The sequence below is a fragment of the Marinomonas balearica genome (assembly GCF_004362145.1).
In the GTDB taxonomy this organism is placed as follows: Bacteria; Pseudomonadota; Gammaproteobacteria; order Pseudomonadales; family Marinomonadaceae; genus Marinomonas; species Marinomonas balearica.
Genome location: NZ_SNXC01000009.1, coordinates 314,649 through 329,408, shown reverse-complemented (window position 1 = coordinate 329,408; position 14,760 = coordinate 314,649). Strand labels below are relative to the sequence as shown.

Genomic DNA, 14,760 nt, shown 5'->3' with positions numbered 1-14,760 from the left:
TCCTATTCTTTGACGTTCAAAAAACAAATTTTAACCTGAGTAGGCGGTTTATGGGAAGGCACCAAGCAAACCAGACAAAAATTGCTTACTCATAATCCATCATTTTCTTAATAACGCCCGCTAAAATTCGAACAGCGTGGCGCAAATCATCTTCCGATACACGAGAGAAACTTAAACGCAAATACGCATCATCCGATTCGGACGGATTCGCAAAAAACGCCCCTCCCGGCAACACAAGCACTTTTTGAGCTAATGCTTCTCTACATACTCGATTTGAAGACACATTTTTAGGCAACCGCAGCCAAAAGAACATCCCACCAGCCGGAACCGAATAATCCACTATATCCGTTAAATATGTTGCCATCGTCTGCGCCATTACATCTCGCTTTTTCCTATACGTGTCTTGCAGTATTTCTATATGCTGAGGATATTTCCCCGATGCTAAGTATTTCGAAATAATGCATTGCGCTAAGCGATTGGTATGCAAGTCAGTAACCTGCTTTATCTTCACTAAGTATGGTATCAATTCCTCACTAGCAACCACATAACCCACTCTCAACCCAGGCCACAGAACTTTAGAGAAGCTTCCCATATACGCCCAAGGCGCAGATTTCAGATAGGAACAGATTGGCGTCAAATCCACATTGTCGTAACACAAATCACGATAAGGGTCATCTTCGATAAGAAGCACGTCTTTTTCATCCAACAACGCCGCTATATCCTTGCGCCGTTGATCGGAATAACAATGCCCTGCGGGATTTTGGAAATTTGGAATAAGATAAACAGCTTTCGGTTTATGCACATCTAGCGCGTCTCGAAGAGCGTTAATGTCCATACCGAAAGCATCTGAAGGTACTTCTTTTATTTGAGCTCCTTGCAATTCGAACGCTTGAATTGCTGCCAAATAGGTAGGCTGCTCTGTCAATATGATCGACTCATCATTTAGAACCGTGCGGCTTATTAGGTCTAATGCCTGTTGCGATCCATTCGTTACCAGCACCTGATTTACACTTCCCAAAACACCTCTTTCGGTTGCAATGTCTGAAATTTGCTGGCGCAGCAGTATCTCGCCTTCAGAAGAACCGTATTGTTGACTTGCTTCGACAGAATCAAGAGTAGGATATGGTGGCATATACCTCTCGTCGGGCAGCCCTCCCGCCAAAGAAAGTATATCGGGCTGTTGAGAGTACCGAAGAAATTCGCGAATAGGCGATGCTTTCATTTTTTGAGTTTGAGAAGTAACGAGCTGAATGAGAGTCAATGTGGTTACCTTTAATGCACGGTGTTTTTGAATTCGATGTAACAAATTCTAGGTAAAACGCACATTAGAAAAAGACACAGTTTTTGAGGAATCAGACCATACAGCCACGCCCTGATTCATATTCACTTACGCTAAACCTTACCATTGATCTTCATTAACTTATCTTTTTCATACCAAAGCGCATTAACCCAAGCTTGAAAATTCGCCTTGTAAAACTCATCATTGTGATAATCACCAATCAAACCATCGTGCAGCCGAATCTCTCTAACATACACTTTAACTTGCTTAACTCGACCACCCAGATAATCAAAAAAGCTAGGAACCCCATCGGGGTAAACGATCGTAATGTCCAAAAGCTTTTGAACCTTTCCTCCCATTGAGTTCAGCGCAAAAGAAAGACCTCCAGCTTTAGGTTTGAGCAAATTTACATATGGGCTCTGCTGATTATGGTACTTCTGAAGCGTAAAACGCGTACCTTCCAAAAAATTCATGACTGCGACTGGCGAGTCCTTAAACTTTTCACACGCTTTTTTTGTTATTTCGATATCTTTCCCTCTCAAATGCGGGTACTTCTTCAACGTTGCATGGCTGAATCGTCGCATAAACGGGAAATCCAACGCCCACCAAGCCAATCCAATAAACGGCACCCAAATGAGCTCTTTTTTCAGAAAGAACTTAATAAACGGAATACGCTGATTGAGTACTCTTTGCAAAACCAGAATATCGACCCAAGATTGATGATTTGCAATAAGCATATACCACTCATTTTTTACGAGCCCTTCAACCCCATTCACTTCAATTTTTCCGCAATTCATTTGACGCTGAACAAGGTTATTTATGGAAATCCAAAGCGATGCCGTCGCATCCAAATACTGATTAGACTTTTTTCTAACCAGTGGAAAAGGTAAACACAATTTAACAACACCGAGAAGCAAAACAGGCAGGAAGCAAAGCAATGTATTGAGCGCCAATACAACAGCACTCACAACACCCAAAAAGATTGTTTTTAGCATTATGATTATTCTCTATAACATACAGAACAAATCATACCAAAAACAAATAACAAGAAAAGTTTTAAATTTAATGGCAAGGGCTTAAGAAGGTACGAACAAGTCCACACCTTCGCTAGGCATCAACTTTTTCAGTATGTAAGAGCAGCAGAGCAACCTTTAAAAGGTATGGTTTGAAAATACTTTCAAGCTCCGTAGTAAGCAAAATAGACAACAAAAAAGGCAAAGCAATCGCCACAGGTATCCATGCGCCCGACACAATGCTCAAGGGCCCTAAGAAAAGTACACTTAAACTAATAGCCGTCATCAGCAACTTTACAACCACACTGCGAGCGCTTAAGATCCCTGAGTCAAGCAGCGCATGAAATACTGCTCTACGCCGTGTCTTTTTATCCAGCTTCCTAATTAACTCGACATCAAAAAATTGCATTGGAACCATAGCGCCTACTTCACCTCTTTCACTTACTTCAAAGGGCGCAGATTATATATCACCACCAACAATTGATCAATTTTTAATCAGTGCGCACAGTTTCACGTGCCCTTTCATTTACATTCCTCATTTTTTACACCGAAAAAATGGTGTGCGTTCACAAAAAATGTATAGTAAGCAAAGGATTTTTTTACAAAAGAAAGCCTTAAATTTAGGTTCGCTAATACCTAGGGCGGTTAGTTTTAAGCCTTAACATTACCCTAGAAGACACCTTTGGTTTTACTAGCCTCTAAATTGACCAATGCTATTTAGTTTGAGGATAACTACGCTTTTATGCGATTTTCACGAAATTTCCAAATACGGCACAAACTATTCGCCGTCTTTGTTTTGAGCAACATTTTACTCATTGTATCCATGTGGCAGGTGTTTCAATGGAGCTTCGACAGAGGGTTTGTCTCTTATGCAACAGAAAGGGATCGAGATTTCCTTGAGCAAATGGCAAACAGAACAGCAAATTTATACGTCTACTATGACGATTGGTATTTCCTTGCCCAAGAAAGCAGACTTGAACAACACTGGCAAAAACAAAAGCTCGAGAATTTAAGAGATCTGATCCCACCTCCTAGCACCCCAAATCTCGACTTAATTTACCCCTCTCAGTATTATCGCCAACGCTTTCTTCTTTTTAATAAAAAGAAAACACCGATAATTGGCCACGTTTCATTCCAAAAAGCGGAAACACACCCCGTCATAGTTGAAGGCAACGTCGTGGGCTTTGTTGGCCTCCGCTCTATGAGAGACTTAGTGCAAGACCGGACATTAAGCTTTGTACGCCAACAAGGCGAAGCATTTTTGTTAATCTCTGCCTTCATGCTTATTATCGCAGCGGTCTTAACTTGGCCATTAGCTCAATGGTTAAGCCGACCAATTAGTACGCTACGTGCAGCTGCAAAGCGTTTATCAGCAGGACAATTTGATACCCGAATCCAAATTCGTGGAACCGACGAACTGGCCGAACTGGGTCGAGACTTTAATCACCTTGCCTCAACGCTTGATCACATGCGAGACGCTCGTCGAAAGTGGGTAGCAGATACAGCACACGAACTAAGAACTCCCGTTGCAATTCTTCGTGGCGAAATTGAAGCGATGCAAGATGGTATTATAAAGGTATCTCCTGACTCTCTTGCTTCTTTACAGCAAGAGACGATCCACATTGCACGATTAATTGACGATCTTAATCAGCTGTCAATGCACGATATGGGCAGCCTAAGCTACCAGATGGAAGACTCAAACCTAGAACACCTGCTTGAACAAGCCGTCAGTTCTATGCTTCTCCAGCTCGACGAAGCCGACATTAACATACAGCTAAACAACGAGTGCAAGTCTGAAATTCACGTTTGTGGTGACACTGACCGATTACATCAATTGTTTACAAATCTAATGAATAACTCATTAAAATACACAAACGCACCCGGTGAGATTAAAATCACACTGAAAAGGCAAAACAAAAAAGCGATTGTGCTACTTGAAGATACACCTCCAGGCGTATCTGATGAAGATTTAACAAAAATATTTGATCAATTTTTCAGAGTTGAAAATTCGAGAAACAGAGCCACAGGTGGGCGTGGTCTTGGGTTAGCGATATGCACAAGTATCATTGAAGGCCATCAAGGCTCCATTGAGGCATATCATGCACCGACTGGCGGATTAGGTATACGAGTAGAACTACCTTTAACTAATTAATGGATATTTGGAATTAGATTATGAGCAAAGTACTAATTGTTGAAGATGAACCAAAATTAGCGGAATTAATGAGCGCTTATCTAGAACAAGCTGGTTACGAGCATTACCACCTTGAAAGAGGCGACATAGTAATAGACTATGTAAAAAACAATCAGGTTGATCTGATCTTGCTTGATTTAATGCTTCCTGGTCTAGACGGTATCGAGGTATGTAAGCAGGTACGTCAATTCAGCGGTATACCTATTATTATGGTCACGGCGAAAGCAGAAGAAATCGACCGATTAATCGGCCTAGAAATGGGTGCAGATGACTATGTTTGTAAGCCATTTAGCCCGCGTGAAGTCGTCGCTCGTGTTAAAGCAAACTTGCGTCGCGTTGAACTTGATCACGTTGAATCGCCAAAAACCGACGGTTTCGATCTTGATGCAGACCGACTCAGAGCCACTTATAAAGGTGAACTCATTGACCTAACGACTGTCGAATTCCAACTACTTCAATTGCTTATCAAAGAACCAGGACGTGTATTCGGTCGTGATCTTATTATGAAAAGCATCTACTCTGATAGCCGAGTCGTCAGCGATAGAACAATAGACAGTCACATTAAAAAATTACGTAAAAAAATCTCAGCAGTGGCGCCAGAGCTTAACGTTATTCATTCTGTATACGGTGCAGGATACCGTTTCGAAAATAACGACTAAACTCAGTTAAAGAGCCACTTACAAATGTGGCTCTTTAGTGATCAACAATAAAAGGACGAACATTGTCTAATTTGCTCGATACCGTTGCATTCTCTCTCTCTGTAACAGCGCCTATTTTTATTATTATGATTTTAGGGGTCGTATTGTACCGACTACGAATCATCAATGATAATTTCACTGACGTCGCTTCTAAACTGGTATTCAATATAACGCTCCCTGCTTTATTGTTTATCAACATATCCAAAACACCTATGAGCGAAGATACCAACTATTCTCTCGTTATCTATGCGATATGTGCGACGATTGTTACCTATATTTTACTTGAAATATCAGCTAACTATTTGGTTCACACCCGTGCTGATCGAGGCGTATATGTGCAAGGTGCATTCCGTTCCAATATGGGAATCATTGGACTAGCTTATTGTGTTAACGCATACGGTGATCAAGTGTTTTCTGTCGCCTCAATTTATCTTGGCGGCGTTGTAATGCTGTATAACTTCTTGTCGGTTATCTCGCTAAATCGATCAATGAATGCCAATAAAAGCCTAACGAAGACCCTTATAGGGATTTTTAAAAGCCCCTTAGTAATAGCAATTGGTTCAGCGCTTCTATTTTCAAAATTTAATTTGCATCTCCCCGCAACTATCCACCAAGTCGGAAGCTATTTTTCACAGATGACGTTACCTTTAGCGCTTTTATGTGCAGGGGCGACACTCAACGTAGGTGAATTCAAAAAAGATATACGAGTCGCGAGTTACGCCTCAATTGGAAAGCTCATTGCTGTGCCATTCTTAATAACGTTTGTCGGCATACTTTTAGGCTATCGAGGGATGGAACTGGGCGTTATGTTCTTACTGTCCTCCTCTCCAGCAGCATCAGCAGGCTATATTATAGTTCGGGCTATGGGTGGCAATGCTTCGCTTTCTGCAAACATTATCGTTTTAACCACTGTTGGCTCAATATTGTCGACAAGTGTGGGGATTACTATTCTCAAAATGTTCGAGCTAATCTAGAAACTCGCTATTGTCAGAGTCACTTCACTCGCCGTGTTAGAGTCACTCCCTGTCGCTGGAGTAACTCTACTCAGGTCAATACTCTCTATGAGTACGAAAGCAGCTTAGTATAATAAGACAAGCCTCTCTTATTGCACTTCACCTGCGATACAGCAACACCGAAAAAGGCTTACACAAATATTAATGATAACCACTTGCATTTATTATCATTTAGGTATTTAATGATAACTATTATCAAATGATACTCAGTCACAGGCTAATAGATAAATGCAGATTTCAATTAATGACCTCTTCAATGCAACAGGCAATGTTCAGGATATTTGGTCGTTATCCGTCAAGGGACATAGGCATATATTACACCCCGTTCCAGGAGTCACCCTGCTAGAGCAGTCTGTGTGCGCTTCAAAAAGCGTAGAAATAGTTGAACAGGCACAACCGGGGTTATATTTATCTTTTTACAGTAGCGCTTCTACTAAGCAAAAATCATCTTTAAAAAAACATCAGCGCGCAAACCACAACAATGACTGCGTACAAGTTACGTATTTGCCAAAAACAGCAAGTGGAACGTTTCCATTGGAAATCGATACTTCTTACAACCTAACGCAAATACATCTTACTCCCGAGCGCTGTGCATCTTTGACCGGAGAAACAGAAGATAAAATTCTGTCTTATTTTCTAGAGGTCGGCGATAAACTTGGGAACAAGGGTAACGTAATAACACTCTCCAATACTCACCAATTAAAAGAGGCAGTACGCCCTCTATTAGTCTGCGCTTTCGGCGACTCTAAATCTATTTCACTGACAGGAAAGATTTACAACCTATTCTTCGAGATACTCGAACATCTTCAAATCACCAAGCACATCAATGCATGTGAAGATTGCCAAAACAAGATTCTTAGCGGGCAAAATTTATTGGAAGTAGCATTTTCATCGACACGCAGCACCAAAGAAATCGCGCAAGCTGTTGGGCTAAATCAAACCGCATTCGAGCTCGGCTTCCATCACTTAACAGGACAAAGTACGACACACTATCAAAAACATATTCGCGTTAAGCAAGCCGCACTGAAAATAAAAGACTCACCCGAAAAGAAAAGTGAAATAGTCATGGGCAGCGGCTTAAGCGAAGAAGAGTTTGAAGAAACGTTCTTAAAGCAGTTCGGTGTCCTAAGTCACCAATACGGTCAAATTCACTAAAGTAAACAAGGTATATAAGAACATATGGAACAGTCTCCAATCGCTTTAATTTACGGGACAGACACCAATAACACTGAAGAAATTGGTAAAAAAATTGTCGCTCAGTTTGATGATCTGGGTGTACAAGTAGACATGTTTAACATCAAAGACACCGACCCAAGCATCATGGAACACTATGAGATGCTGATACTAGGAATTCCAACCTGGGATTTCGGTGGCATTCAGGCAGATTGGGAAGATTTGGGGGATAACTTAGGCTCTTTAAATTTATCCGGAAAAACCGTCGCTTTATACGGTTTGGGTGATCAGTTTGGATACGGAGATTATTTTGTAGATGCGATGGGATGGCTATACGAAAAGCTAAAAGGAACAGGCGCCACCTTTATCGGTGAGTGGTCAACCCAAGGTTATGAATTTGAAGCCTCACGCGCTTGCATTAAAGACAAAGAAACGTTTATAGGTCTTGCCATTGATGAAGACCAACAATTCGAACTCACTGACGAACGTGTCGAGCAGTGGGTGATCCAACTTTATGCAGAAAGGAGTGTTGAAGCCGCTTAATCATCCGCTGACTGGCCCCAGTGCATATAGACTCATATTTGGATTACCACTCAATCGCTGCCCCGATTGACCAAATAGTATCTCTGGGAGGATGAGGCAAACACTTCACTGTATAGAGCACGCCCCACCCCTTTTTCTCTCCTGCTTTGGGGGTGGGGGCGTATTTACACCAACTCGTAACCATTTTAAGATGGCAGCCTATTTCTTAAAAATTAGTCATAAAATGGTTATCTCTCTTTCGGATATTTGTATTGCCGTTATTCTCGCCTTCCTTCTATACGCTTGGTGGGCAAACATAAGGGCACGAGAATACGCGTTCCATTACGTAAAAAAGCATTGCCAATCCCTCGACCTCCAGCTTTTAGACGAAACCGTAGCAGGAACACAATGGAAAATTTCATGGAAAAATGGTCAATTCGGAATCCTCAGAAAATACGAGTTCGAATTCACCGCCAACGGAACGTCACGCTATCCAGGTAACGTGATCATGAGCCCCTCTAGAAACATGGACATCTGGCTTTCTCCGCACCAAATTTAACCGCTCCGTATCGACTTAACTTGAATACGTGATCGCTCGTATTATCACTAGGCTGCACTATAATAATGTAGTCGTTTCGTCATGAGTTATGCAATATTGGAGTGTATGTGCACTATTCATCCTTAATCACTTAATCTTTTTGCTATTTATATCAATAGAATGCGAAATAACTAAATTAGTAAAAGTACTGATTGCGAAAATTAGACAAATCGACCTAAAATGGATTTAATAGAACAAGATGTTCGTCCAACATCGTTTTATATAATTAAAATATAAAATAAACATTCCAATAATAAAAAGTGGGTGTTCCTATGATTTCCAATTTGGGTTTTCGCGCGAAACTATACTCTCTACTTGGTGGAGCAGTGATCGGTTTCGTTATTGTTACATTTGTCGCACTGCAAGGACTTAAAGTCCAAGAAACAGCATCAGGGCAATTCGAGCGTACTACAAAAGTACAAGACGACCTGTCGACACTAGTCATTACCATGATGGAACAATTCGAGCTGCTCCATAGCCTAGATGATTCCAGCTACCAATCCTATCTAGAAGACATCAATGGTACGACAAGTAATTACAAATCATTGTTAGCGAGCGATATAAATCTCGTTTCTGATAAAACAGCGAAGGATCTCCTTACGGAAGTGAGTCTGAATTTCAACACCTACTCTTCGTCCCTGATAAACCTTGTTGAGAAAACCAGCGTTCTTGGATTTAACGGATCCAGTGGTCTCAAAGGGCAAGTCTCTCTTTTAGGCGAAAAAACCACAGAAGAAGTGTCTTTCTTAAGCCTTATAAAGCAAGAATTCCTTCCTGTTAGAGAAGCTGAGAAAAATTATATTTTTGAGCCAACTCAAGAAAATAGAGATGAATTCCAAGCGCGTTATGATGCTTTTCACAAAAGAATCGTTAATTTTGGTCTAGAAGAAAGGTTCTCAGAGGTCATAAACAATTATATGGCCGCAATCGATGGCTTCGGCAAAGCACACGAAAACCAGCTCGAAGCAGAAACCTCTTTTAACCAAGCTCGTGAAACATTCAACTCCAGTAGATTATCAGCCACTAACCATTTAAAAGAAGCGGTTGCCAAAGCACGTGAAAATGCAACTGACAGCTCGCAACAAGCCAGTATTAGTGTCATTACGGTAAGTATTATCGTTGCCGTTGTAGCTGGGTTACTAATGCTTGCAATCGGCCGAAGCGTAAACGCCACTCTCAGTCAAATCATCCGTGATCTAGGCAAAGTTAAAAATGGCGATTTGACTGCACGCCTTACGGTTAATGATAAGCGTAACGATGAATTTGACAGTCTATGCGGCTCGGTTAACGAGATGACAAGTGGCCTAGATAATGTCATTGGAGAAGTTGTTCACACTACCGGAGATGTTAACAACATGGTTACGGAGCTCAAAGGCGCTGTTTCCAACATCGCAAACAGTAACCGTTCTACGACAGAACAAACCAACTCGTTGGCTGCCGCTACAGAACAGATTTCAACAACTATCTCCAGTATTTCATCAACGACTGATGAGCTAAGCAGTCAATCTCAAGACACATACGAATCTGCGGTTGTTGGCTCAAACACAATTAAAGATGCATTATCTAATTTATCTAAAACGATCGAAGTGGTTAACGAAACGAGCGATCAACTTAATTCATTAGGTAAATTGTCTAAAGACATCGACAGTGTTATTGCAATGATCAATGATCTTGCTAATCAAACAAACCTGCTGGCATTGAATGCAGCGATAGAAGCAGCACGAGCTGGCGAAGCAGGACGAGGGTTCTCCGTTGTAGCTGATGAAGTACGCTCTCTAGCGGAAAAAACCGTTGATGCGACATCTAAGATCACAGATATAGTAAGTACTATTCAATCGTCCACTCAAACAGCCATCGAAACAATGGAAAGTGGTCAGGGAAATCTTCACGCTATTGAGGAGTTCAGTGAGAAAGCCGAACTTGCAATTCGTGAGATTGAGCATAATGCTCAAACAAGCTCTACTTCGTCTTCAAGTATGGCGCACTCTATCCAAGAGGTCGCTAAAACAGCGATACACATGAGCGAAGAGATGGATCGAATAGCACAACGTCTACAACACGACAGTGGCTTTATAGCAAGTATTGAAGACAACACGACACAGATCCACGAACAAGTTGCAAAGCTTGACGATAAGACCAGCGTTTTCACTACCAAATAGTCACCACTAGAAATCTCATTTTCTAGTTAGTAAAACGAAAAAAGCGCGACCGGTTGGCCGCGCTTTTTTTATGTTTTAGCAGGTAGTACTTTAGGCGCTAGGTGTTACAAACTCTGAAATTCTTTTTCCCAACGCTTCATTTCTTTCTTCGAAGGGCCGCCCAATACCGTTACCGCTTTACGTAAACGAGCGCGAGTGATGTCAGGGCCTAAAATTGCCATTGAATCAAACACTGAAACGGAGGCCGTTGAGCCTGCAATTGCAATAAAAATAGGGGCATTAAAATCTTTTAATTTAATGTCCATTGTTTGTGCAAGCTCTTTGATCGTGTCAAAGATGTTTTGTTTTTCCCAAGTACGTAACGCTTCTAGTTTCCATAAAGCAAATTGCATCGCTTTACGAAGTGTTTCACGCTCCACTTTAACATTTTCAAAGTCCTGCTCCGTAATCGGCAACATTCCCTTAAAGAATAAACCGGCCACATCAGCGACGTCAGAAAACGTCTCTACGCGAGGAACAACCAACGGCAAGATCGCATTAATATACTCAGGCTGAAATGCCCATTCTGCATACTTTTGAGCAAATGTTTCAACCGTGAGGTCTTCACGCATCCAAACACCGTTCAACCAGCTTAATTTCTCAACATCGAATACAGGTCCACCTAGGGAAACACGCTGAATATCAAAGTTCTCAACCATTTCTTCAAGAGAGAATTTTTCGCGCTCGTCAGGCATTGACCAACCCATACGACCTAAGTAGTTAACAACAGCTTCTGGCAAATAGCCCATACGTTGATAATAAAGAATGCTGGTCGGGTTTTTACGCTTCGATAATTTCGATTTGTCTGGATTACGCAAAAGCGGCATGTGGCACAAAGTAGGCATATCCCAACCGAAATATTGGTAAAGTAAAATATGCTTTGGCGCAGAGTTAATCCACTCTTCTCCGCGAATAACATGCGTGATTTTCATCAAATGATCATCAACCACGTTTGCCAAGTGATAAGTAGGCATTCCATCTGCTTTTAGCAGAACCTGCATATCCACTTGCGTCCAGTCGATTTCGATTTCACCGCGCAGCATATCTTGAACGACACACGTACCTTCTTCAGGTATTTTCATACGAATGACATATGGAACGCCATCGTTCAATTTTGCTTGAACTTCTTCTTGTGTCAACGCTAGCGCACGGCCGTCGTATTTCTGCGGTAAGCCATTAGCCTTTTGATTTTCACGCATTTCGTCCAGCTCTTCTGGCGTTTCAAATGCGTAGAATGCATGACCTTTTTCGACCAATTCCATAGCGTATTGCGCGTAAATATCGCCACGCTCACTTTGACGGTACGGTCCATGAGGACCTCCAACGTCAGGCCCTTCAGCCCAGTCCAATCCCAACCAACGCAATGCATCCAAAATCATTTTTTCAGATTCAGGTGTACTGCGAGTTTGGTCCGTATCTTCAATACGGAGAATGAACTTGCCGCCCATTTTTCGAGCGAACGCCATGTTAAACAACGCGATGTAGGCTGTGCCTACGTGTGGATCACCAGTTGGTGAAGGAGCTATACGGGTTCTAACCTCAGACATACCTTTCTCATCAGCAGGGTTACTAAATGCCGCCATTATAATCGTGTTACTTCGATCAAGCTACCGTAACCAGTACTGCTAAAGGAGATAAAAATGGTTCACTTGATGAAACATGCGAGATTTTCCGAAAGGTAGCTCATATGACCAAAGGAATTAAGAGTTAGACGAGCAGATCTGGAGTTGGGAAAGTTTGATTCCTAGAGCAACATCTTGTCTGAGCGTCACCATTTTTCTTGCCCAAAGCGCGTGATCAAAGGTATCCGCGAGTTGCTTTTGTATACGGGGCGGCTGTTGCTCTACATTGTGGTATAGCGACTCTAAGCTCATCTCCCCTTGGAAGATGGATGCTGCGGTTTTAGGACCTATTCCCTTCACTCCAGGAATATGATTGGTTGTGTCGCCTACAAGCGCCCAATAGTCTGTCATCTGTTCAGGAAGTACACCGTATTTTGCCTTTACCCAGTTTTTATCAAACCCTTGTTTGCCAAAGTAATCGTATTGATAAATATTGGGTTCATCCAAAAGCTGAGTAAAACCTTTGTCTGTAGATACAATAATACTTTTCACGTTGTGTGGCGCACTTTTTGCCGCGAGAGTCGCAATAATATCATCCGCTTCCCACCCTGTAAGTCGAATGCAATGCCAATGATTAAACCGAAACACATCTGCAAATGCAGGAATAGACGAGAACAATGAATCGTCCATTGGCACTCTTCCCAACTTGTATTCTGGATAATCAGCGTGCCTCCAAGTTTTCTCTGGAGAATCAAATACGATAGCGATATGAGTCGTTTTAAACTGAGTCACGAGCTTAGCGATTGCATCAATACACGCCCCTTGAGTACGTTCAATTCTCCGTTTATCGTCCTTCTCACTTTCCAACGCTGCATGTAAACGACGAATAAGATTCAGACCATCAATTAATAACAATTTTTTGTCAATTTTCGACAGAGACACTATGCTAAGCTCGCAAAACAATAATTTAAAACGGTTATGTTGCATACAAAATGAAGCATCCATCACCGATGAATAGACCTATTATATCTCATCGTGGCCAGACGTAACTTACGGCCACTATTACAAAATTTTCTATAGTCTACCGTTGAGGATCTACGATGTCACACACAAATCAAATTCAATGGAGCAACGTTAAGATACTTATTGGGGTACTTTCAGCCGCGTCTAGTACGTTCGCCGAAGCATCAAACGTCATAAAAATGGTTGTTAATCAAAACGGCAGTCAAATCACCGAACAGGCTAACTCGAACCAAGACCTGAGCTTTATCCCTAATATCCACTCCTTCATTCCCGTAACTCAGGGCAATCGCCTCGTTTCTCAAGTACAGCGAGATTCCATATGGGCATCACATCTGGATCAAACGATTAATATTACCAGTAAATATAGAGATTTAAGCTTCGAAGGAACACTGTTAGCCGCAAATAGTGATACGATCACAGTGGAATATAACGATAAGGTTATTACGCTGCCAGCAGATGACTTTTATCTAATAAACAATAAAAACGATGCTCATGACACTTTAGTACGCCAGCATTCAGTTCGCCTTACAACAGATGGACTTGTCACATACCACACAGATGAAATCCGTTGGCAGCCGTCTCTAACACTTGTTTTTGATTCTCATGACGTATCAATCGTCCAACAAGCACTCCTTACCAACAATAGCCATCAACCACATACATTGTCATCCGCGCTTCTAAAATATAAGAGTCACAGCCTCCCTTTAATGGAAATGAAGAGCTCTCGAATGAGCGCATTGTCCGACGAAGGAGTTTCACCCTCTTACGAAGAAAACCAAATAACGTACTCGCTAGAAGGCCAGTACCTTCTGCCTGCTTTAAGCAATACGATGATCACACTTAAAAATACAACCTATCCGATTGAGTCAAAATTAAATATTGGCAGCATCTACGCACACCCAAATAGCTCAAACGAAAGGCCGATTAGCTTCAACCAAACCACAAGCTTTACTTTAAAAGAAGAAAGCGTGAGCGGCACGTACAAGACCTTATGGCTACAAAATGAACATTATATTCCTGGACAAGCCGTCACTATTCAAGGAGCGCGAGCAAACCAAAAAGTGGATGTTATAACCCATCAAAGCCTTGATGTAATAGGTTCGCTTAGACTGATAAGCACCTCTTCACGAAAGCTTCCGTCTACTCAAATTTGGGAATTTCAGGTAAAAAACTACGCCAAGATAAAACAAAAAATGGCATTCACTCATCAAGCGAACGGCGTCATACAATCTATCTCGCCAGCGTTCCTCAAAAGGGAATCCAGTAGTGCCATTATTATAAGCAAAGAGCTCGCTCCAAATGAAAAATACATCATGCAATACGAAATAAGAGTGACCGAATAACGAGTTTTTCCACATTATGCTAGATCAGCAATAATTAATGTGTGATATGGTGATCTAGTCATAACATTTATAGATTTTGATCTAATGCCTCTCGGCTGTTTTATGCGGTAATATAAATTTATTTCATAACTAGGACACATAAAGATC

13 protein-coding genes are annotated in these 14,760 nt (G+C 41.6%); 8 read left to right on the top strand and 5 right to left on the bottom strand.

Annotation, left to right across the window (positions count from 1 at the left end; all coding sequences use genetic code 11):
* Positions 1-85: 85 nt before the first annotated feature.
* From DFP79_RS03105 to DFP79_RS03095, 3 genes are all read right to left on the bottom strand, one after another.
* Positions 86-1,132, bottom strand: coding sequence for an aminotransferase-like domain-containing protein (locus DFP79_RS03105; protein WP_243730179.1), 1,047 nt, complete (start codon positions 1,130-1,132; stop codon positions 86-88).
* A gap of 260 nt (positions 1,133-1,392) precedes the next feature.
* On the bottom strand, positions 1,393-2,274 hold the full coding sequence (locus DFP79_RS03100; protein ID WP_133502489.1) for an acyltransferase: 882 nt from the start codon (positions 2,272-2,274) through the stop codon (positions 1,393-1,395).
* 112 nt (positions 2,275-2,386) lie between these two features.
* Complete coding sequence (locus tag DFP79_RS03095; protein ID WP_133502488.1) at positions 2,387-2,701, bottom strand: hypothetical protein; 315 nt, start codon at positions 2,699-2,701, stop codon at positions 2,387-2,389.
* Positions 2,702-3,034: 333 nt separating this feature from the next.
* On the opposite strand from DFP79_RS03095, the gene DFP79_RS03090 reads away from it, so the two are divergent.
* The 7 genes from DFP79_RS03090 to DFP79_RS03060 all read left to right on the top strand — a co-directional run bounded on the left by DFP79_RS03090 (position 3,035) and on the right by DFP79_RS03060 (position 10,646).
* Positions 3,035-4,444, top strand: coding sequence for an ATP-binding protein (locus tag DFP79_RS03090; protein ID WP_133502487.1), 1,410 nt, complete (start codon positions 3,035-3,037; stop codon positions 4,442-4,444).
* A gap of 20 nt (positions 4,445-4,464) precedes the next feature.
* A complete protein-coding gene (locus DFP79_RS03085; protein WP_133502486.1) occupies positions 4,465-5,142 on the top strand; it encodes a response regulator in 678 nt (225 codons plus the stop codon).
* Positions 5,143-5,204: 62 nt separating this feature from the next.
* On the top strand, positions 5,205-6,155 hold the full coding sequence (locus DFP79_RS03080; protein ID WP_133502485.1) for an AEC family transporter: 951 nt from the start codon (positions 5,205-5,207) through the stop codon (positions 6,153-6,155).
* A 267-nt stretch (positions 6,156-6,422) separates the two neighbouring features.
* Positions 6,423-7,349, top strand: coding sequence for a helix-turn-helix domain-containing protein (locus tag DFP79_RS03075; protein ID WP_133502484.1), 927 nt, complete (start codon positions 6,423-6,425; stop codon positions 7,347-7,349).
* Positions 7,350-7,373: 24 nt separating this feature from the next.
* Complete coding sequence (locus DFP79_RS03070) at positions 7,374-7,910, top strand: flavodoxin (protein ID WP_133502483.1); 537 nt, start codon at positions 7,374-7,376, stop codon at positions 7,908-7,910.
* A 190-nt stretch (positions 7,911-8,100) separates the two neighbouring features.
* Positions 8,101-8,448 carry a DUF3301 domain-containing protein gene (locus tag DFP79_RS03065; protein ID WP_243730178.1) on the top strand — a complete coding sequence of 116 codons (348 nt, stop codon included), beginning with the start codon at positions 8,101-8,103 and terminating at the stop codon, positions 8,446-8,448.
* A 311-nt stretch (positions 8,449-8,759) separates the two neighbouring features.
* Positions 8,760-10,646, top strand: a complete 1,887-nt coding sequence (locus DFP79_RS03060) for a methyl-accepting chemotaxis protein (RefSeq protein ID WP_166637627.1) — start codon at positions 8,760-8,762, stop codon at positions 10,644-10,646.
* Between the two features lie 104 nt (positions 10,647-10,750).
* Here DFP79_RS03060 and gltX read toward each other — a convergent pair whose 3' ends face one another.
* Positions 10,751-12,232 (bottom strand): glutamate--tRNA ligase, encoded by a 1,482-nt coding sequence (gene gltX, locus DFP79_RS03055; RefSeq protein ID WP_133502481.1) that lies wholly within the window; start codon positions 12,230-12,232, stop codon positions 10,751-10,753.
* Between the two features lie 153 nt (positions 12,233-12,385).
* Positions 12,386-13,189: a flap endonuclease Xni gene (xni, locus tag DFP79_RS03050; protein WP_133502480.1), complete on the bottom strand. Its 804-nt coding sequence runs from the start codon at positions 13,187-13,189 to the stop codon at positions 12,386-12,388.
* Between the two features lie 158 nt (positions 13,190-13,347).
* Here xni and DFP79_RS03045 point away from each other — a divergent pair, with 158 nt between their 5' ends.
* Entirely contained in the window at positions 13,348-14,613 is a 1,266-nt protein-coding gene (locus tag DFP79_RS03045) for a hypothetical protein (protein ID WP_133502479.1), read from the top strand.
* Positions 14,614-14,760: the final 147 nt, after the last annotated feature.

What these genes read in the sequence shown, in the direction of transcription:
- DFP79_RS03090 (WP_133502487.1), top strand. Translation starts at nt 3,035, where the DNA reads ATGCGATTTTCACGAAATTTCCAAATACGGCACAAACTATTCGCCGTC.
- DFP79_RS03070 (WP_133502483.1), top strand. Translation starts at nt 7,374, where the DNA reads ATGGAACAGTCTCCAATCGCTTTAATTTACGGGACAGACACCAATAAC.
- DFP79_RS03065 (WP_243730178.1), top strand. Translation starts at nt 8,101, where the DNA reads ATGGCAGCCTATTTCTTAAAAATTAGTCATAAAATGGTTATCTCTCTT.
- DFP79_RS03085 (WP_133502486.1), top strand. Translation starts at nt 4,465, where the DNA reads ATGAGCAAAGTACTAATTGTTGAAGATGAACCAAAATTAGCGGAATTA.
- DFP79_RS03075 (WP_133502484.1), top strand. Translation starts at nt 6,423, where the DNA reads ATGCAGATTTCAATTAATGACCTCTTCAATGCAACAGGCAATGTTCAG.
- DFP79_RS03060 (WP_166637627.1), top strand. Translation starts at nt 8,760, where the DNA reads ATGATTTCCAATTTGGGTTTTCGCGCGAAACTATACTCTCTACTTGGT.
- DFP79_RS03105 (WP_243730179.1), bottom strand. Translation starts at nt 1,132, where the DNA reads ATGCCACCATATCCTACTCTTGATTCTGTCGAAGCAAGTCAACAATAC.
- DFP79_RS03095 (WP_133502488.1), bottom strand. Translation starts at nt 2,701, where the DNA reads ATGCAATTTTTTGATGTCGAGTTAATTAGGAAGCTGGATAAAAAGACA.
- DFP79_RS03045 (WP_133502479.1), top strand. Translation starts at nt 13,348, where the DNA reads ATGTCACACACAAATCAAATTCAATGGAGCAACGTTAAGATACTTATT.
- gltX (WP_133502481.1), bottom strand. Translation starts at nt 12,232, where the DNA reads ATGTCTGAGGTTAGAACCCGTATAGCTCCTTCACCAACTGGTGATCCA.
- DFP79_RS03100 (WP_133502489.1), bottom strand. Translation starts at nt 2,274, where the DNA reads ATGCTAAAAACAATCTTTTTGGGTGTTGTGAGTGCTGTTGTATTGGCG.